The 19,818-nt window shown below is 62.3% G+C and carries 16 protein-coding genes and 3 pseudogenes; 7 read left to right on the forward strand and 12 right to left on the reverse strand.

What is annotated here, in order from left to right:
- Positions 1–144: 144 nt before the first annotated feature.
- Entirely contained in the window at positions 145–936 is a 792-nt protein-coding gene (locus AC0L3H_RS17240) for a helix-turn-helix domain-containing protein (protein ID WP_473586271.1), read from the forward strand.
- A gap of 195 nt (positions 937–1,131) precedes the next feature.
- Here AC0L3H_RS17240 and AC0L3H_RS17245 read toward each other — a convergent pair.
- Positions 1,132–2,018: pseudogene (locus AC0L3H_RS17245) on the reverse strand (LysR family transcriptional regulator).
- A 177-nt stretch (positions 2,019–2,195) separates the two neighbouring features.
- Between AC0L3H_RS17245 and AC0L3H_RS17250 the strand changes: the two are divergent.
- The 3 genes from AC0L3H_RS17250 to AC0L3H_RS17260 all read left to right on the forward strand — a co-directional run bounded on the left by AC0L3H_RS17250 (position 2,196) and on the right by AC0L3H_RS17260 (position 4,980).
- A complete protein-coding gene (locus AC0L3H_RS17250; protein WP_473586272.1) occupies positions 2,196–2,606 on the forward strand; it encodes a DoxX family protein in 411 nt (136 codons plus the stop codon).
- A gap of 65 nt (positions 2,607–2,671) precedes the next feature.
- Positions 2,672–3,532: a pirin family protein gene (locus tag AC0L3H_RS17255; RefSeq protein ID WP_473586273.1), complete on the forward strand. Its 861-nt coding sequence runs from the start codon at positions 2,672–2,674 to the stop codon at positions 3,530–3,532.
- 209 nt (positions 3,533–3,741) lie between these two features.
- Positions 3,742–4,980, forward strand: a complete 1,239-nt coding sequence (locus tag AC0L3H_RS17260; RefSeq protein WP_473586274.1) for an aminotransferase class V-fold PLP-dependent enzyme — start codon at positions 3,742–3,744, stop codon at positions 4,978–4,980.
- 99 nt (positions 4,981–5,079) lie between these two features.
- On the opposite strand, the gene AC0L3H_RS17265 is transcribed toward AC0L3H_RS17260, so the two are convergent.
- From AC0L3H_RS17265 to AC0L3H_RS17280, 4 genes are all read right to left on the reverse strand, one after another.
- The gene (locus tag AC0L3H_RS17265) at positions 5,080–6,408 is read right to left on the reverse strand and encodes an aspartate aminotransferase family protein (protein ID WP_473586275.1); all 1,329 of its coding nucleotides are present in this window, start codon (positions 6,406–6,408) and stop codon (positions 5,080–5,082) included.
- A gap of 85 nt (positions 6,409–6,493) precedes the next feature.
- A complete protein-coding gene (locus AC0L3H_RS17270) occupies positions 6,494–7,729 on the reverse strand; it encodes a phosphotransferase enzyme family protein (protein WP_473586276.1) in 1,236 nt (411 codons plus the stop codon).
- An 81-nt stretch (positions 7,730–7,810) separates the two neighbouring features.
- On the reverse strand, positions 7,811–8,479 hold the full coding sequence (locus AC0L3H_RS17275; protein WP_473586277.1) for a haloacid dehalogenase type II: 669 nt from the start codon (positions 8,477–8,479) through the stop codon (positions 7,811–7,813).
- A gap of 192 nt (positions 8,480–8,671) precedes the next feature.
- Complete coding sequence (locus tag AC0L3H_RS17280; protein WP_473586278.1) at positions 8,672–9,622, reverse strand: LysR substrate-binding domain-containing protein; 951 nt, start codon at positions 9,620–9,622, stop codon at positions 8,672–8,674.
- A gap of 21 nt (positions 9,623–9,643) precedes the next feature.
- Here AC0L3H_RS17280 and AC0L3H_RS17285 point away from each other — a divergent pair, with 21 nt between their 5' ends.
- Genes AC0L3H_RS17285 through AC0L3H_RS17295 form a run of 3 tightly spaced genes read left to right on the forward strand, consistent with a single transcriptional unit; the run spans position 9,644 to position 12,502 of the window.
- Positions 9,644–10,795, forward strand: a complete 1,152-nt coding sequence (locus AC0L3H_RS17285; protein WP_473586279.1) for a four-carbon acid sugar kinase family protein — start codon at positions 9,644–9,646, stop codon at positions 10,793–10,795.
- A 3-nt stretch (positions 10,796–10,798) separates the two neighbouring features.
- Entirely contained in the window at positions 10,799–11,791 is a 993-nt protein-coding gene (gene pdxA, locus AC0L3H_RS17290; RefSeq protein WP_473586280.1) for a 4-hydroxythreonine-4-phosphate dehydrogenase PdxA, read from the forward strand.
- Positions 11,792–11,809: 18 nt separating this feature from the next.
- Positions 11,810–12,502: a 4-hydroxythreonine-4-phosphate dehydrogenase gene (locus AC0L3H_RS17295; protein WP_473586281.1), complete on the forward strand. Its 693-nt coding sequence runs from the start codon at positions 11,810–11,812 to the stop codon at positions 12,500–12,502.
- Between the two features lie 112 nt (positions 12,503–12,614).
- Here the strand turns inward: AC0L3H_RS17295 and AC0L3H_RS17300 are convergent.
- The 7 genes and pseudogenes from AC0L3H_RS17300 to tdh form a co-directional block, all read right to left on the reverse strand.
- Positions 12,615–12,828 (reverse strand): annotated as a pseudogene (locus AC0L3H_RS17300) (ISAzo13 family transposase); the annotation flags it as partial.
- A gap of 175 nt (positions 12,829–13,003) precedes the next feature.
- Positions 13,004–14,458, reverse strand: coding sequence for an aldehyde dehydrogenase family protein (locus tag AC0L3H_RS17305; RefSeq protein WP_473586282.1), 1,455 nt, complete (start codon positions 14,456–14,458; stop codon positions 13,004–13,006).
- On the reverse strand, positions 14,455–15,729 hold the full coding sequence (locus tag AC0L3H_RS17310) for an NAD(P)/FAD-dependent oxidoreductase (RefSeq protein ID WP_473586283.1): 1,275 nt from the start codon (positions 15,727–15,729) through the stop codon (positions 14,455–14,457). The genes AC0L3H_RS17305 and AC0L3H_RS17310 overlap by 4 nt, the downstream gene beginning before the upstream one ends.
- A 56-nt stretch (positions 15,730–15,785) precedes the next feature.
- Positions 15,786–16,955 (reverse strand): alanine racemase, encoded by a 1,170-nt coding sequence (locus AC0L3H_RS17315; protein ID WP_473493264.1) that lies wholly within the window; start codon positions 16,953–16,955, stop codon positions 15,786–15,788.
- Positions 16,956–16,974: 19 nt separating this feature from the next.
- Positions 16,975–17,967: a GNAT family N-acetyltransferase gene (locus tag AC0L3H_RS17320; RefSeq protein WP_473586284.1), complete on the reverse strand. Its 993-nt coding sequence runs from the start codon at positions 17,965–17,967 to the stop codon at positions 16,975–16,977.
- Positions 17,968–18,094: 127 nt separating this feature from the next.
- Positions 18,095–19,402, reverse strand: a complete 1,308-nt coding sequence (locus tag AC0L3H_RS17325; protein WP_473586285.1) for an NAD(P)/FAD-dependent oxidoreductase — start codon at positions 19,400–19,402, stop codon at positions 18,095–18,097.
- A 215-nt stretch (positions 19,403–19,617) separates the two neighbouring features.
- Positions 19,618–19,818, reverse strand: a pseudogene (tdh, locus tag AC0L3H_RS17330) (L-threonine 3-dehydrogenase); the annotation flags it as partial.

Below are 19,818 nucleotides of genomic sequence, written 5' to 3' on the forward strand. Positions count from 1 at the left end.
TCCAGCTTACTGCCTTAGGCGTGATCGCAGATACGACTGGTCGTCAGTCTGTGCGGGGGAGGCGCCAAGGCACAACGCAGCACGATTGGTTGACTTTGCGCTAGTTGCAGCCAAGATGCGCAAAATCAGCAATTTTGAGAGCCGATGGAAACCCAACTGGCGGCGAATCTGCGGCTACTTTGCTCGACACATCGATCCGTGTCGGAAGTCTGCCGTAGGCTTGGATTCAATCGGCAGCAGTTCGCCCGTTACCTTACTGGGGAAACGCAGCCTTCCCATCATAATCTCCGTCGCATTGCTTCTGCTTTCGGGGTGACTATTGATGAACTTTTGCGCCCTGCAAGCGATTTCGAGGCGTCGGTGCGCTCGAAAGGCCTCTCGACGCAAGTTGGTCTTGCCAAGATGATCGACCGTGCGTTTCCGGGGGACATTCAAAAACTCCGGCCGCTGCTCGGATACTACCACATGCACTTCCTCGTTCCGCACTCGTCCGGAACGATCACCAGGTCGCTGATCCATATTTACGAACGGGATGGTAAGGTCTGCTCCAAGACGATTGAGCGCTCAGGGCCAGATGAGATAGTCCAACGTCTTTCAAAATACGAAGGGCTTCTTAGCTATCTCGGAAACTGCATTTTTCTTCTCGAATTCGAGACGCTATCATGCGATTCGATTGTGGAGTCGATGCTTTTTCCTTCCTATCGGAGGAAGCTGGATGTCCTGACGGGCCTCACCTTCGGGGTGACATCACAGGTCCATCGTCAGCCCTTTGCATCCCCGATAGCTTGGAAATATCTTGGCAATGTGGTCGACATAAAGGAACAGCTCCGGGCCTGCGCCAGGTTTCCAAAAGAAGATAGGCGCATCGACCCGCGCATTCGAAAGTACCTGGAATCTGCCGGCTCGATGGGAACACTGAGCTCAACTCCTTTCTGAAACATCTTAGTAGTTCCACAGCGATACGCCGCTGATGCAAGGCGCCCAGGTGACGTTGCCCAGTTTCTGAGTTCGTTTCCGGCGTTGGTTTTGCCCTGCTGGGCGGGTGAAGCGACGGGCGCTGGCGCCGAGCCGTTGGCGTAGAACAGCTCGAGCTACCGACTCAGACACACCCGAGCCGGTAGGAGAACGCTCTCAGCCGGATTTGCGACCGGCCGCCTCGCCGAAATATTCGAGAAGGATGTCGATCAGGACCCGCACCTTGCGGGAAGGGAATGCCCCCGGCGGGCGTACGACGAACATGCCGAGCTCAGGGGTTGTATATCTCTCCAGCAGCGGCACGAGACTGCCCGCTGCGATATGCGTTTCGGTTAGAAAGTCCGGCAGCGCGGCCACTCCCACACCCGCCAAAGCAGCGGCCAGCACGGCCTCTCCGTTTCGGCGGTAAAGCGCCCGCGCGGGCGCACTGTGACGGTTTTGTCGCCATCCAGGATTGGCCAGACCTCACCCTTCCTGGTCACGGCCTGATGACGCGTCAGGTCCGTCAAGGTCTGTGGCGTGCCGTGGGCTGCGATATAGCCAGGGCTGGCAACGAGTCGCGCCCGGAATGCGCGGATCCGCCGGGTGATAAGGCTTGAGTCGCGAAGCATCCCGAGCCGTATGGAGCAATCGAAGCCTTCACCGACGAGGTCGACGAAGCGATCGCTGTAGGACGTGTCGAGATGCAGCAAGGGGTGACGGCGCGCCAGCTCGGCAAATATCGGGGGCAGCCTTGTTATGCCGAATGACAGAGGCGCGGCGATGCGCAGCAAGCCACGCACCTCGCCTTCCGGCGAAAGTGTCTCCTGTGCGGCTTCCAATTCGGCGACGACGCGCATGGCGTGCTCGCGGAAGGCTGCGCCGGCTTCAGTAAGAGCTGAGCCGCGCGTGGTGCGGGAAAGCAGTTGGGCGCCAAGCGCTTCTTCCAGCCGGGTCAGACGCCGGCTGACGATCGACTTGGCCAGCCCCAACCGGCGCGCCGCGGGGGCGACGCCACCCGCATCCGCCACCTCTACGAAGGACCGCAAATCTTCCAGATCCATGGCGTTCCTATTTTGGCAACTCAGAAACCAGATTATTGCGGCTAGTAGGGCGAATTGTGGAACGCTAACACGTCTTTCGACTGACTACCATCCGTTCGGAGGCCTTGGAAGCCGCCACCATTGAAATCGAAAAGCTGGCCGCATGACGCGGTCCTGATCAAGAAGGAAGACAATCGAATGAGCACGAGTTCACTCACGACAGCGGCCGTTCCGGCCGGAAAGGTCAAAATCGCTGCCCGGGTGCTGGGCGGTCTCGCCGCTGCCGCATTCCTGGCGGCCGGCGGGGCGAAGCTTGCGGGCGTGCCGATGATGGTCGGCATTTACGAGCAGATCGGCATCGGTCAGTGGTTCCGGATCGTCACCGGCGTCGTGGAAGTCGCCGGCGCCATCGGCCTGCTTTTTCCGGCGACCGCGGGACTGGGCGGGCTTCTGCTCGCCGTCACCATGGCATGCGGCGTGATGACCCATCTCTTCGTCATCGGCGGCAGCGCGGTTCCGGCCCTTGTGCTGATGGTCATCACCGGCACGGTCGCCTGGCTGCATCGGGCGGGCATTGCCGGCGTGCTGAACAGCTTGAAACAAATCTGAAAACAGGAGCAATACCGATGGCACATCCTGCTTTAAAAAACGCGTCACCGATACCAAGACGCATTGTGCAACAGACGCGCGGCCACGGCCAAGGGTTCATCACCCGGCTGATGAGTCCTAGCGACCTCGGACTGGCCCTGAAGCCATTCGTCTTTCTCGATATCTTCGATGCGGACCGGGCAATGCTTCAGGCAGTGGAGAGAAGCGGCGGGATGCCGATCCATCCCCACTCCGGCGTCGCCACGGTGACAGTCATCACCGAGGGTCACGCGCGCTATGATGATCCGGCCATCGGCGCCGGCGAGATCGCCTATGGCGGCGTCGAATGGATGCGCGCCGGCGGCGGCGTCTGGCACGGCAAGGAGATGACGGCGGGAGACGTCTCGCGCATGCAGGGTTTTCAGCTCTGGCTGGCGCTGCCGCCCGAACTGGAAAACGGGCCCGCCGAAAGCCGCTATATCGATGCCGGCGACATGCCCTATGCCTGGCCTGCCCATATCATCGTTGGCAAGTACGGAGACGTCCGGAGCCCCGTGCCGGCGCCGGATGGCATCAACTATCTGCTGGTGACCTTGCGGCCCGGTGAAAGCTGGAGCTATGAGCCGCCGGCGGGCCACAGCGTCGGCTGGCTGGCGCTCGCCAAAGGAGCGCTGGATGCGGGCTCGACGATCAGCGCAGGCGAGATGGCGATCTTCGAGAATGGCGAGGCGCCGATTTCCCTGCAAGCATCAGGTGACGAAGACGCCGTTTTCGTCCTGGGTTCGGCGGTGCCGCACCGGCATCCGCTCCATCTCGGTCATTATTCCGTCCACACTTCTGCCGAAGCGCTTGCGGCGGGCGAACGCCGCATTGCCGAGCTGGGGCAAAAACTGAAAGAGGCAGGCGACCGGCAAACGCCATCAGGGTCGGTTCCGGTGTTTCGATGACGGGAATGGTCGGCAAAATCCGGGAATGGCAGCATGGCAAAACATTCTGAAACATACCGGGCTTTCGGCACGATAGTGCCGATCTGAGGCTGGATTGGCATCCATTCGGGCAGGCCGGCTTGTATGGTGATGGCCACCAGACTCGCCGGCCTGCCTTTTTCTTTTGGCAGCTGGAGGACTGTATCGCGCGGGATACGAAAGGCAGGAGCATGAACTTCATCGACGTGGATTCTCCGACTTCCCCGGAAGCGTTTTGGCAGGAGGTGCGGGCGGCCTATCCGCGGCAGGAGCCGCTCTTGAACCTGAACAATGCCGCAGTCAGCCCACCGCCACTGGAGGTCGAGCAAGCGGTCGTCGACGCCTACCGGCTGATCAGCCGCAATCCCGACGTCAATATGTGGAGCAAGCTCGACGCCGCGCTGCCGGACATCAAGGCGCAACTTGCGCAGCTGATCGACTGCGCGCCTAGCGAAATCGCGCTTAATCGCAACTCGTCGGAGGGTCTGTCGACGGCGATTTTCGGCATTCCGCTTCAGCCGGGCGATGAGGTGCTGATTTCGCCCTGGGATTACCCCAGCGCACGCGCCGGCTGGTTTCAACGCCGGGAACGCGAGGGTGTCCAGCCGGTCGTCTGTCAATTCGGCCTCCTCGACGACGACGATGCGATCATCAAAACCTATTCGCGCGCGATCACGCCGCGCACGCGGGTCATGCTGTTTACCCATATGTATCATTGGAACGGCCGTCTCCTGCCGGTCGAGCGCCTGTGCGCGCTGGCGCGCGCGCATGACATCATTACCGTGGTCGACGGCGCACAAACCTTCGCCCAGATGCCGGTCAGCTTCCGCAATCTCGGCTGCGACATCTTCATTACGAGCCTGCACAAATGGCTCGGCGCTCCGGTAGGCAACGGCATGCTGGTCGTCAGGGAAGGCCTGATCGACGACACCTGGCCGCTGCTTGCGCCCTTCGATCCGCCGCCGCTCAGGATCGACAAGTTCGATCACTGGAGCCTTGGCACCTATAATTCGGCCATACAGGCGGGCATCATGCCGGCGATCCGCCTGCATCGCCGGATCGGCGTCGAGAGGATCCAGCGGCGCCTCAGCGAACTCACGCGGTACTGGATCGAGCGCGCACGCGACATTCCGGGCTTTCGCCTGCATACGCCGCTTGATGCCGGGTCCCTTGATGCCGAGCCAGTTGATGCCGGACCCTTGGGCGCCGTGGCGCTCTTTTCCATCGACGGCGTCGATTCGCGGCTGCTCGAGCGCGTGCTGCGTGAGCAGCACCGGGTCCATGTCAAATATCGCCGGGTCGAGGATATCGCCGGGATGCGCGTTTCCCCGCACATCTACATGCACAAGGACGAACTCGATGTGTTTGTCGATGCGCTGCAAGCGACCGTCAGCAGCTGCGGAGCGCGCGCGAAGGATATACTTGCCTGATCCCGCCGACAAAGCGGCCGGCCGACACCGCCAATCTCGGGACGCATTGAACCAGGACCTGGGAACCAGGACCTGGCCACCTGCTCGCAGGCATGCGGGCTAGCCTGCGACCTTGATGAGCGCCCGCTCGATGGCTGCAAGGAAGAGGTCGACATGCTCGGCCTGGCAAACGAGCGGCGGTCGCACTTTGAGCGAATCCTCGTTGGCCCCTGTCGTGCTGACAAGGACGCCGTCGTCGCGCAGTGCGTTCACGACATCCAGCGCCATTGCCCGCCGGCTTGCCGCCGGGGCACCCTCACGCCCGATGTCGATGCCAAAGAACAGACCGGCGTTTCGGATAGCGCGAACTCCATATGGCTGCTGTGCGATTTTCTCCAGCCCGGCTCGGAGGCGCTGGCTCATGGCAAGCGCTTTCTGGGGGATCTGGTCGCGCTGCAGGATCGCCAGCACGGCGTCGGCGGTCGCTATGCCAACCGTATTTCCGGCGAACGTGTTGGAGTAGCGAGCGGTTGCGCCAAATTGCTCCATCGGTGCTTTGCGACCAACGACCGCGCCAATTGGAAATCCGTTGCCCATCGGCTTGCCGAGGGTAGCGAGATCGGGAACGATCCCGTGCCGTTCAAAGCCCCACATATGAGCGCCGGTTCGCCCAAAACCCGGCTGAACTTCGTCGGCGATGACGAGACCACCTGCCTCTCGCACCGCCGCAACTCCACCGGCGATGAAGCCGGGGGGATCGACCCATACGCCATCGCTGGAAAAAATACTGTCGATGAGCAGGGCCGCAACGCCGATGCCACGACGGTTCAGATCTACGATGGCCGCGCGTACTTGCGCCTCGAAAAAGTCCGCAGCCTGGGATTCCGGCACACCCGCCGGCCCAGGCAGGGAGACCATGCGCACGAATGGGCTGAGCTTGACGGCGTCGCCCAGGTTCGGGGAAACCGCGGCGACAGCCGCGCTGGTGCCGTGATAGGCGTAGGTCGAGACGATCACGCCTTCATTGCCGCTCGCAAATCGCGCGATACGCAGGGCCAGATCGTTGGATTCACTCCCCGTGCAGGTAAAAACCACCCGGTCGAGCTCGCTTGGGAAAGTGTCGACCAGTCGCTCGGCATAGTCGATAAGTTTTGGCTCGAGATAGCGCGTGTTGGCGCTTATCCGGCCCGCCTGTTCAGCCATTGCGGCGTTTACTTCTGGGTGGCAATGGCCGAGCGACGGCACGTTGTTGTAGAAATCAAGATAGGCACGCCCGTCAGGGTCGTAGAGCCACATGCCTTCGCCGCGAACGAAGTGCACGGGCCGGCGGTACTGAAGCCGATAGGAGGCCCCAAGTACTTCGTCACGGCGAGCAATGAGCTCGGACTCGCGCCTCGGAAGATCGGATTCGCCGGGCCTGTAGCGATTAGGCATGAGATCTGTGGACATGTGCTGCTGCCTATCTGAAAGAGTACCTTGATCAATTCGCGGTTCGTCTTTTGGCTACCGTGCCGGTCGAGCGAACCGAGATGCGTTACGGCTGAAACGACGACATTGCCGCCAGGACGGCTGCCTCGCCCGATGCGACACCAAGAGGCGCCAGGATGGAAAGTCCGTGCTCGGCACGCGAGACATTCTTTTTGATGTATTGGGCATCGGCCGGAAAAAGGTGGGACCGCCAGTAGTTGACCAGGATCAACGCGCTTTGTCGCGCCCGCATCAGTCCGACGAGCAGTTTTGCTTCCAGCGCCGAAAGTGCAATGACGGAGGCGTAGCCGGCAATAAGATGCTCGGCTCCACCCAAAGGAAGTGTCGAATCCCCTACGACGTGACTTGCTGCGATCGCCAGGTCCTGGATCCTGGGGCTCCAGCAGCCGTCGCCGAAATCGATAAAACCCACTCCCTGGCCAGTCACCATCATGTTGAACGGGCTAGGATCATTATGAGTTACCTGCCACGCCACATCAGAGATTTGTGGCTCAACGAACTCCGCATACTCCGCCATCGCGACGCGTACGTTATCGGCAACGCTCCCGGATGGCAGGTATTGCTCCAGTTCCATCAACCTCGGCCAGCAACCGACATGCCAAAGAACGGGACGGTGGGCCGCCGGCACACTGACCAGCTCAAGAGCCAGGTCCAGCCGGGCGAGAGCGCTGCCGGTTCGAAAATGCAGGTCGGGAGTGGGCGTCGCCTGGTGCAGCGGAATGCCCTCGATCCGGGTCTGCAAGTACCCGCATGTCCCCTCTTGCTCGAACATCCCCTCTTGCTCGAACATCAACGCGCCGCTGGTCGTGCGGAGCACTTCGGGTGCGACGAAGCCGGTGAACCCTTGCAATCCGGCCAAGGCGGCGGTTTGAAAACGAAAGCTGTCGACCGCCTCCGCTGTTGCCGACGTCTTCAGGATCAACCGGCGGCCGTCCGGCAGGTTGACGTCAACGGTGCGCTCAACCTCGGAGGACAATGTCGCGATCGATCCCGTCAATCCGTAGTGGCGCTTCAGCAGTGCCGCCGACATGTCCGGTTCGGAAGCGCCCGGCCGCATCGCCAGGCTTGCGGCGGCAGCGCGAAAATAAGCTTCGGTTGAAGCTGCCGCGTAAGCCAGATGGTCGCTTCCTGCCGTCATGGAGCCATCGAGCTGACCAGCTTCTTCATCGGGGACCGGATCACCATAAGCGCCCAATTCGAAAGATCCTCGCCTGTTGGGGAACCGTTGTCCTTCATGCTTCGACAGATGGAGCGCTCCAGCGACGACGCCCTGCAGTTCCATTTCTCGCGATGTTGAGACGCCGCCGCTGGCCGCCCCTCGAAAATTGGCGCAGTGCTGTGCGGGGCTCCGGCCTCCTCGCCCTCAGAGTCCGAAAACGCCTGGCAGCTGCGTCACATCGCGGATTTCGGTGTATTCGTAAAAGGGGTTGGCCGGCTCATGGCCGCGATTGACCCAGACCTTGCTCTTGATCCCCAGATCATAGGCAGACATCAGGTCGTGGCGGAATGACGAGGACACATGCGTGATATCCTCCGGGCCGCAGCCCAGCGCGTCGAACATGTACTCGAACGCCTTGAAATGCGGCTTGTAGGCACCCGCCTCTTCAGCGGTCAAGACGGCATGAAACGGCGCACCGAGCTTTGCCACGTTCGACGGAATCTGGGCCACCATGGAGTTCGTCAGGGTGACCAACGGAATTTCCCTGGCCAGCTTGGCCAATCCCTCGGGAACGTCCGGATGCGGCCCCCAAGTCGGGATGCGGTTGTAGATCGTTTCGGCGTCTTCGGCACGGAACGCGACGCTGTTGCGGCGGCAGGTGCGTTCCAGTGCGTTGTGAACGACATCTGCATAAGGCTTCCAGTCCTGCAGCACCTCATCGAGGCGGTAGCCCTGGAAGTTCCTGATGAATTCGTCCATGCGCGGCCCATCCAGAAGATGACCGAACAGATCCCTGGCGGCGTCCGCCATTTGGAAATTGATGAGCGTGCCGTGGCAATCAAACGTCACGTATTTCGGCCGGAAGCGATCCATGTCCTTGGTTCCTGTCAATCTGCCCTATCAGCCGAGCATAATCGCAGGCGTCCGGCAGAATGTGCGGCAATGCATGGTCATTCAGCACAAGGCCCTCCGGTCGACCGCCAAACCAGCACGCCCTTTCGCAGCGCTGTCTCTTTCGCCCCGCCTGAGCCGATACGGGCGCAAAGGCGACCTTATTTTCTTATTTTAGCTGTTCTCAAGCACCTGCCGCTTGAACGATGTCTCGGACTCGGCGGTCAGCCAATCGCGCAATGCGGCGAGGCCGGTTGAAACAATGACCGACTTCGGATGGATCAGGCCGTAGTCCGTCCCGTCGCGATCAAAGCCGAGTGGTGCTTCCAATCGCCCATTCGCGACGTCATCCGCTGCAATCGCCTGGGGGGCAAGAGCAACGCCAAGACCACCCAGGGCGGCTTCTGCCATCAGGAAATGATGATCCAGCAATCGGGTCGTTCGAGGACGCGGCGCGTCCATGTGCGCGTCGAGCCACGCTTCCCAAGCATCCGGTCGCGTCCGTGATCCGAGCGCCACATAGTCGCCACTCTCGAACCGTTTGCGCAGGGATGGCAGCATGACCGGACCGACTCGCTCGGGCATCAGCCTGATGATGGTCCATCCCGGGTCCACCGGAAAATCGAGACGGCGGATCGCAAGCGTCACCCGGTCACGCGCGAAGTCGAGCCCTCCGCCGCCGGTCGACAGATGCACCTCGACATCCGGGTATCGATCCTGAAACCCAGACAGGCGCGGGATCAGCCAGCGCATCGCCAGCGAGCGCTCGCAGGACAAGATGATCGGAATGGGCGTCGAGCTGGATCTGATCTCTGCCAAGGCATCAGTGATTAAATGGAACGCCTTGCCGGTCGCCTCCGCCAGCTTCGCGCCATCGGAGGTCAGACGCACCCCGCGCCCGTCCGCTTCGAGCAAGCGCAAGCCAAGATCGGCGGAGAGTTTGGAGACGCGACGGCTGACTGCACCATGCGTCAGAGCGAGTTCGGCCGCCGCAGCACGCACAGATCCCAGACGCGCCACTGTTTGGAAGGCACGCAGATCGTCGAGTGAAGGTAGGTCAGATCGTTTCATTGGTGATTTCATATCACCATAAATCGTCAGATCATATCGATATTCGGTTCTCACCGTTCTGCTATTCTCACCAACATGAAGCAGACCACATCTCTCCACGTCGGAATAGTCGCCGACGACCTGACCAGTGCTACCGACGGCGCGGCGGCCTTTCTCGCGAGAGGCTATGCACCTGTGATCAAGCGACAGGTCGACGGCGCGGAGAATGGAGCTATCACTTCTATCGATACCAACAGCCGCGCCTCCGACATCTCGCAGGCAAGAAAGGCTACGGCCGACGCCGTGTCTGCCCTCTCGAATGCCCGCCTTCTGTTCAAAACGATCGATTCGACCCTGCGCGGCCATATCCGCGTGGAAGTCGCCGCCGCCTTTCGCGCCAGCGGCCGGAGCAGGCTTGTCATCGCTCCAGCCTTTCCCGCAGCGGGGCGGCTCACCGTCGGCGGGATCCAGACGGTGAACGGAATCCCTGTGAGTCAAAGCGTCTACGGCCGTGATCCAGTCCATCCCGCAGGCACATCGGACATTGCCGATCTGGTCGACCCGTCCCTGGGGATACCGATCATTCTCGCAGCAAACAGTTCCGGCGATGCGGCGGCGAAAGGGTCCATTCTGATCCTCGACGCCGACAGCCAGAACATATTGAACCGGCAGGTCGCCGACATTCCCGATCCTGAGACTGTCCTTTGGGTGGGCTCCCCTGGTCTCGCCATCGCGCTGGCATCGCTGCTTCCTGCCGTGCCGGACGGGCGTCCGGCAACCGGCCAAGCCGCCGGGCGGGTGGTGATCGTCGCAGGGAGCACCAATCCGGTGACGCGCGCCCAATGCGAGACCTTGCAGGTACGAGGCGTTCCCGTCGTCGGCGACCTGGCCGACGCTCCCGGCGACGCCCGTATGATTTGCCTTCGGGCACCGCTGCAACGGCAGGAGAATGCCAGCGCGGTGATGACGAACCTCGCCGGACAAGCAGCCGCAGCGGTCGCCCGGCGCGACTATGACGCGGTGATCGCCACCGGCGGCGAGACGATGGCCGCGATCCTCGACCGCCTCGGCATCAACGGGTTCCTTCTCACCCGCGAGTTGGAGCCCGGCTTTCCCGTTGGCCGCGCCGAACGGGCGGATGGAGAGCCGCTCACCATCGCCATGAAGGCGGGAGGCTTCGGCTCACCCTCTGCACTCCTTGATGCCGCCCGCGACCTGCTGGCAAACCGCTTTCACGAAAGGCTCTGATCGATGACCGCCCATGACGCTCCTCTCGCCGTGACCATGGGTGATCCCTCCGGCATCGGCCCCGAGATCATCGCAAAAATGTATCTCCGTCGACCGGACAAGCGACACTGGATCGTCGTCGGTGATCCGCTGGTGATGACCCACGCCCTCTACGCGCTTAACTCTGATGTGCGGGTCCGGCCGATCGCTTCCGTCGATGAGACCGTGCTCGATGACGGAACCCTCAACGTGCTTTGCTCCTCGCAGCTTTCCGCCCTGCCACCGGTCAGCCAGGTTTCGGCCGTCAGTGGACGCGCGGCGTTCGACGCCATCGTTGTCGCGATCGGACTGGCGCGGGACGGTTGGGTAGGCGGCATTGTAACGGCGCCGATTCACAAGGCGGCCCTCGCAGCAGCCGGTCTGCACTATCCCGGCCACACCGAAATCCTGGCCGATCATGGCGGGGCTCCCAAGGTCGCCATGATGCTGGCGAACGAGGACATTCGCACGGTCCTCGTCACCATCCATTGTTCGTTATCCGAGGCGATCCGCAAAGGCGATTTCGCGGCGCAGATGGACGCCATCCGGTTGGCCCATGCCGGTGCGCAGGCGCTCGGCATCACCCATCCGCGCGTCGCCGTCGCCGGCCTCAATCCGCATGCCGGCGAAGGCGGTCTCTTCGGAGACGAGGAAGTCCGCATCATCCGGCCGGCAATCGAGGCGGCCCGTGCCGAAGGTATCGACGCCTCCGGCCCATGGCCAGGCGACACCGTGTTCATGCAGGCCCGCAAGGGCCGGTTCGACATCGTGGTCGCCCAGTATCACGACCAGGGTCTCATCCCGGTCAAATATATGGGCCTCGACCATGGCGTGAACGTCACGCTGGGCCTGCCATTCGTGCGCACCAGCCCCGATCACGGCACCGCCTTCGACATCGCGGGGTCCGGCGTTGCCGACCCCTCCAGCCTGGAGACCGCCTTCGACTACGCCCTTAGGCTGAAGGCCTCCCTCCCCTAACCAGAAAGCCGTCACCCCATGACCCAATTCGACTTCATCTTCATGCTGACACGCAACGACCGCACGGTGACCGACGCCGCCTTCCACGCAGAAACGGCGCTCGGAGCCGGAATCCGCCACATCGGCTTCAAGGACATCGGCCTGCCGCTCGACGCGCTTGCCGCCCTCGCCCGCCAGATCCGCGAGGGCGGAGCCAGCACCTATCTCGAAGTTGTATCGCTCGACCGCGACAGCGAGATCCGCTCGGTCAAGGCGGCGATCGACCTCGGTGTCGACTTTCTTTTCGGTGGCACCCATGCCCAGGACGTGCTGCCGCTGCTGGAAGGCACGCCCATCCGCTACTATCCGTTTCCGGGTCGCATCGTCGGGCACCCGAGTATTTTGGAAGGATCGCAGGTCGAGATCGTCAAAAGCGCCGTCGCGCTCGCCAGCCATCCCGGTGTCGCCGGTCTCGACCTTCTCGCCTACCGTTCGGCAGGCAATGTGCCGTCTCTGATCGACGCTGTGTGCCGGGCCGTGCCCAAGCCCGTTATCGTCGCGGGATCGGTGGACCGGCCGGATCAGATCAACACCATTCGCAACAGTGGCGCAGCGGGATTTACCGTCGGCACCTCCGCGCTGGACGGCCGGTTCCCGGCAGAGGGCCCCGCACTGGAATTCCAGCTGCGGGCGATCTCGGCGTGCCTCGAAGGACATCACGTGGGAGGTTAGTCCTGGTCAAAATAATCTAATCACAAATTGAACTCAGCACGGCGGCGCTTCAAACGATCGAGGAAGCTCCAGGCCAGAGCTCTCTGCCACGACATTCGATCGCAAGACAAACGCCCTGTCGACGCACCTGCCCGCGCGCCGTCGCAACATCGAGGTCTTTGATGCCACGCCCGATCGTCGAACGGGCCAGACCGGTGATCTCAGACACCACCGCAAGCCCACAACCCGCAGCACGAGCCTCACTCGCAGCGAATACCCGGCGGCCACGCTCGTCCGCTTCGAGCGGTCCGCCTCCACCGCTGCTCAATTCCGCGTCGGTCGATCATGCCCGATCGGTAACCCACAAAGCGACCGAATAGAATCGCAACCTGATGAGTCAAACCGACGCAGACGTCACCAAATCCGATTCAGTCATCAATCGACGTGTTCTAACTGATTAGCGATCCGCTCAACCCACAGGCGTAGACGGCAGCTGCGCCCTCTGCGACAGGCGAATGTCGCCTAGAAATAGCCGAGGATGGATTTGACCTCGAGGTACTCCAACATGCCTTCGATGCCATATTCGCGTCCGTTTCCGGACTGCTTGAAACCGCCAAACGGGGCGTGCGGGTCCCAGGCGGGGTAGTTGAGATGAACCTGACCGGCGCGGATCCGCGAGGCGACGTCCCGGACGGCGCCCATATCCGTGCCCTGCACATGGGCGCCCAGGCCGTAGACCGTATCGTTGGCGATAGTGACGGCCTCCTCGACTGTGTCGTAGGGGATGATGCACAGAACTGGCCCAAAAACCTCTTCCTGGGCAATGCGCATGCCTGTGCGCACGTCGGAAAAGATGGTCGGCTTGACATAGAACCCGACGCTCAGATCGTCCGCGCGACCCGACCCGCCGGTGAGGAGCCTGGCGCCCTCCGAAATGCCGACGCCGATCATGGTTTGGATGCGGTCGAACTGGGACCGGTTGGCGATTGCGCCGTGAGTGGTGGCTTCTGAAAGCGGATCGCCGACGATGATCTGGGCTGCGGCCCTCTTGGCGACTGCCTCGATCTCGGACAGCCGCTCGCGCGGCACGATCATACGCGTCGGCGCGCTGCATGACTGGCCGAGATTGCGGAAGGCGGCGGCGACGCCCAGCGAAACGGCACGATCGAGATCGGCGTCGGGCAAAATCACGTTCGGCGACTTGCCGCCGAGCTCCTGCCCGACGCGCTTGACCGTCGGCGCGGCGGCCTGGGCCACCGCGATGCCGGCACGGGTCGAGCCGGTAATGGAGATCATGTCGACATCGGTGTGGGAGGCGAGACCCATACCCACGCCTGGGCCGTCACCATTGACGAGGTTGAAGACACCGGCAGGGAAGCCGGCTTCCTCAATCGCTTCGGCAAACAGCAGCGCGTCCAAAGGAGAGAGCTCGCTTGGCTTGAGCACGACAGTGCAGCCTGCGGCGAGCGCCGGCGCAACCTTGGCGGTGATCTGGTAAAGTGGCCAGTTCCAGGGCGTGATCAGGGCGCAGACACCGATCGGTTCGTGGGTGACGGCGGTGTGGCCGCGCTGCTCGACGAAGGGGAAGGTTTTCAGGACATCGCGAGCGACCTGCACATGGGCGATCGCGAGCGGCACCTGCGCGGTGCGCGCATAACCGATCGCCGCTCCCATTTCGAGGCTCAAGCATTGCGCAAGCAGTTCATTGCGCGCTTGGAGCAGCGCCTGCAGGCGATCAAGCAGACCCGCGCGGTATTCCGGCCTGGTACGGCTCCAGGTGGTGAACGCCTGGCGGGCCGCTGCAACGGCCGCGTCCACATCCCAGCTGTTTCCGAGCGGAAACCGGGCCACGACCTCTTCGGTGGCGGGATTCACGACGACGCCCTCGGCGGTGCCCTTCGGCTCGACCCATTGACCGTCGATGAAGAACTTGTCGAGGCGGCCGTTGCGGGACAGGTGTTCGAGGGGCGAAATCATGTGACAAGGTCCTTCATGCGGTAATAGGCACCGAGGATCGGCAGGAACCAGGGACGCCCAAAGTATCCAGGGATCGCCGGCCAGTCGAAATCCTTCCAGGGGTTCAGGTCCGGCCGCCCGTCCATGACATCGGCCATGATGCTGCCCATCAGCGTCGACATATGGGTGCCGTGGCCGCTATAGCCCATGGAGTAGTAGATTCCGTTGCGCTCCCCGGCGCGCGGCAGGCGGTCGCGGGTCATGTCGACCATGCCGCCCCAGCAGTAATCGATGCGGATGTCGGCCAGTTCCGGATAGACCTCGACCATCGCCGCTTTCAGGATCCGGCCGCTCTTCTCGTCGGACTGCGGGTTGGATGCAGCAAACCGGGCCCGCCCGCCGAACAGCATGCGATTGTCCGGGGTCAGCCGCCAGTAGACGACGAGATTGCGCGTGTCGACGACATTGCGTCGGGTCGGCATGAGGCGCTCGAGTTGCGAAGGCGACAGCGGTTCCGTCACGACCAGGAAGGCGCCGACCGGCACGATGCGGCGGCGGATCCATCCGAGCGGACCGACCTGGGAAATGCCGCTCGCCAGCAGGACCTGCCGCGCGACGATCTTGCCGCGCGGGGTCTCGACCTCATGCCCGCCGGCGACCTTGCGCAACGCCATGACGGGGGCGTTTTCATAGACCTCTGCGCCGCGCCGCGCCGCCGCGGTCGCCAGACCCCGGACGAAACGGCCGACATGCATGCTGGCGCTCTTGGGAAAGAGCAGCCCGCCATAATAGCGGTTGGTGCCGACTTCGTCTCGCAGGTCGGCGCGCGCGATCATCCTCGTTCCGGGATCGACATTGGCCGCCAAGAGTTCCTGACTGCGTGCCAGCACATCGTAGTGCTCGGGCTTGGCGGCAAGCTTGAGCTTGCCGACGCGGGAGAAGCTGCAGTCGATCTTTTCTTCCTGCACCAACCGCTCGACCATATCGACGCCGGCGTCGAAAGCCTTGTAGAGCGCGTTTGCGGCCGGCTTGCCGTGCTTGCCGGCCATGATTGCATAGTTCTGGGCAAAACCGTTATTACACATCCCGCCATTGCGGCCGGATGCGGCGTTGCCGATCGTTTCGGCCTCCAACAGTGCAACCCGGGCGCCTTTTTTGGCGAGGGCAAGCGCGGCGGAGGATCCGGTCAGGCCGCCGCCCACAACCGCCACATCGTAGTGGCCTTCGAGCGGTTTGGACGCGCCCTCATTGAACGGCTGAGAGGTATCCAGCCAATAAGATGTAAACTTCATGATTGCACCACCAGTGCGTCAGTTTGCATGGGCGCCATGCGTTGCGATTGCAGCCCCTACCATCCGCGGATCCGCTCCCAACGGGCTTCGATCCGGGGACTGTCCCCGTTGACGACGCTGTAGAAGTGGTGCTGGGCGGCCATCGCGCAGGCATGGTTGGGCAGAATCCGGACCCGAGCCCCGAGCGGCAAATCGGGCATGGACTTTCCAGAACCGGCACGAATGGCGACGATACCGTGTTCCTGGCTGGCCTGCGCCACGATCACATCTTCAAGCACCCGCCCCTTTTCATCGCAGACGACACCGTAACCCTGGTCGACCTGCTGGTTTGCGGTTCCGCGGTCGCGCGAAAGCGCCATCCAGCCCGCGTCGACCAGCACCCATCCTTTTTCCGGCTTGGACCCGATCACCGTGGCCAACACGGAAATCGCGATATCGTCGAGACGGCAGACCCCTACCCCGTGCTGGACGAGATCGAAGAACATGTAGACCCCGGCACGCAGCTCCGTGACGCCTTCGAGGTTCTCGGCGAAGTGCGCCGTCGGCGTCGAGCCGAGGCTGACGATCGGGCAGGCATGGCCGTGGGCGCGCAAAGTTTCGGCGGCGCGCACGGTGGCCGAACGCTCGTCCTCGGCTGCCTTGACCAGCGCATCGGGCGTGTTCAAGCCATAGGACTCGCCGGCATGGGCGAGGACGCCGACCAGGTTGGCGCCAGCTGCGACGATCCTGTCGGCCACATCGAGCAGCTTGGGATCGTCCGGCTTCAATCCGCCGCGATGGTCGTCGCAGTCCAGTTCGATGAAGACTGACGGCGTCACACCGGTGGCTTCGCGTACACCGGCCAGGGCGTCGGCCTGCTCCACGGAATCGAGCAGCAGCTTCACATCAGCGCCGGTGCGGCGACAAAGCTCCATGGCGCGGACGGCCGACGCCGGCGACATGCCGACTGCGTAGGTGATGTCGCGAAAGCCGTGGCCGGCGAAATACTCCGCCTCGGCGATGGTCGAGACCGTGATCGGGCCGGGTTCGCCGGGGAACACATGTCGGGCGACGTCGATGCTTTTGGCCGTCTTCATATGCGGGCGCAGCACTACGCCAAGCTCTCTGGCATGCTCGGCCAGACGCTGGATGTTGCGCTCGATCCGCCCCCGGTCCAGAAGCAGCGAAGGGGTGATGAGGGCATCGATCGTTTGTGCCGCCTCACGGATATTTACATTCGTATCCATCGCTACCCTACCTCATTCCTTAACCGAACGACTGATTTGCCAAGGCATACATGCGGGCCGTCCCGTCTGAGACGGGCCGTCGCCCCTTGACCATCGCGATCACATCACCGACACGCGCGAGGCCCAGGCTCTCCAGCCAGTCGCCCAATCCGTGTTCGGCATAGACGTCGATGCGCACGAATTGGCCGTGAAGCGTCGCAAGCTGGGCCAGGATCAGAAGCCGCGCGTCTCGGGCGCTTTCTGCTGCAACAGGGCCGACGACATAGCCGCGGCCGAACCGCCTGGCGATGGCGTACCCTGCAATCCGCCCCGCGCGTTCGATGACCGAAACATTGCCCGCATCAGCGAGGCCAGCCACCATCGACGGCCGGGGCATGCCTGTGGCCCGTTCGTCGAAGGCCTGGATTGCCGCGAGGTCAGAGACCGTCGCCCGACGGATGTCGTCGCGCGCACCCTGCGTCACGGCAACGGTCAGCGGGCCCTGGTGCTGAATCACCGCGCTCCAGGCATTGAAGCCGCGTCGCTTGTAGAGCGCGAGCCCCTCTTCCGTCGAATTGAGCAGCACGCTGCGCCCGTCCGTGGCCTGAAGCAACCCGTCAAAAAGCCGGGAGCCGTTGCCGCCGCCTTGCGCGGAGCCGGTTACTATGATCATCCCGGCAGTGGCATAGGCCTGTCCGTAATTCCAGGACATGGCAGTGCCGATCACCTGTCCTGCCCGCTCGAGGACCAGGCCATTGCCGACCGTCACGGCAAATTCCCAGTCCTCCTGGCGATAAGGCCAGCCCATCTCCTGCGACAGCTTCAGCGCGCCCGGCAGATGGCGGTTCTCGAATTTCATCAGCTCGGTCGGGGCGCTGACGCTATCCCTGTCATGATCAACGGCCATAGGTGCAACGCTGTCGCTTGATCCAAAGTCACATTTGTAGTCGGACCTTAGAGTGGCGTCCGGCGGGCAGATTTCGCTGCTGTTATGCCCCTTCAATTCAGCGGGATCATTCGTTTTGAGCAGCACGGCGGCATGCCATATGGCGCAAATCGGGCGAGGAAGGCGGCAAGGCCACTCGGGCGTCGCTCAGCCGAAGTGCATGCAGATCTCAGCGGCATCATTCGGTCGCTGCCTGCCACGCGCCTGACCAACGTCAATGCAATTTGAGACGCGGACGGACAACCCGGTTGACATGGCCGACCAGGATAAGAGCCAGGCCCTTGATCCAGCCATGTATGGCCACCAGGTGCATGCGGTACAAAGACAAATAGATCATCCTGGCCAGCCGCCCTTCGATCGCCATACGCCCTCCAACGAGGTTTCCCATCAAGCTACCGACGGTAGAAAATCGGCTCAACGACACTAGCGAGCCTTTGTCCCGATAGACAAATGCCTCCGGCGTTTCCCCGGCAATCAAGTGAAGAATGTTGCGATAAGCGGTCGATGCCATCTGGTGGGCAGCCTGAGCTCGTGGTGGCACCGGGCCGCCCGCCCCTTCTGGCTTGAAAAAGCAGCAATCGCCGATAGCGAAGATGCGCTCGTCCCGGCTCGTTTGGAGGGTGGGAAGGACGACAAGTTGCCTGCTACGCGCCACCTCGAGTCCGTCGAGCTCTCCTAGAATATTTGCCCCCTGCACTCCTGCAGCCCACACGCAAATATTGGCGTCTATCTGCTCCCCGGTAGCACACCTCAATCCCTTTTCCGTTGCTTCGGATACAGCTGTGTTTGCGAGCACCCGGACGCCGAGGGCCTCAAGTTCCTGATGCGCGGCCTTTGCCAAAGCATCTGGGAGAGCCGGAAGAATCCGCGGCCCGGCCTCTATCAAAGTGACCCTCAACCGGGTCTCGTCGAAGACTTCCAGGCCATAATGTCTGAGAGATGATGCAGCGTTGTAGAGTTCAGCAGCGAGCTCGACGCCCGTTGCACCGCCACCTACGATAGCTATGTCAACAAAGCGGTCGTCGGTTGGATCAGCTGACATTGTCCTGGACACTCGAAGACAATGATTCAACAACTTCAATCGAAAGCGATCTGCTTGATGACGGTCTTCGAGGAAAAGACAATGGTCCTTGACTCCGGGAGTTCCGAAGTCGTTTGAAACCGACCCGATTGCGATAACCAGGTAGTCGTATCGGAGCCGATGTCGACCGACCAGTTCCGACCCGTCATCGTCGAATATCGGCGCCACTGTGACCTGCCGCGCGGTGCGATCGATGGCCTCCAGCGACCCGTAGAAGAAGCGGTAGCCCCAATGGTGCCCGTGGCCGCGGTAGCCCACTTCGTCAAGATTTGCATCGAGTGAGCCGGCCGCGACCTCATGGAGGAGCGGCTTCCAGACATGGGTGTGGTTCCGCTCGACAAGTATGATATCGAAATCCTTGCGGCCGAGCCGTGCTCCGAGCCGCCGCACGAGCTCAAGACCTCCAGCCCCACCGCCAATGACGACTATTTGAGTCTTCATTCGTGCTTGCCCGGTCTCGTTGAGGGATGCCTCTCGACACGACTACCCGCTGTCAGCGGCTGGCGCGCCAGCTGGCAATCAAATCCTGGATTCGATAGCCCTGAATGATAAAGAAGCGTCATCATCGTCCTCGCGAAAACCGAAAATCGCCCTGCCCCTGGGCGTTCATGTCCACAGATGACGAGCCTAGAGTCTAGCCCCAAGCGCCGCCGCCCTCACCAATCCATGACAACCTTGCCGGAATTGCCGCTCTTCATCGCCTCGAAGCCGGAAATATAGTCGTCAACGCCGATGCGGTGGGTGATCAAACCACTGACGTCGAGCGGACCCTGCACCAGGGCGATCATCTTGTACCAGGTCTCGAACATCTCGCGGCCATAGATGCCCTTGAGATGCAGCATCTTGAAGATGACCTT

The sequence above is a fragment of the Mesorhizobium sp. WSM4816 genome, assembly GCF_055811535.1.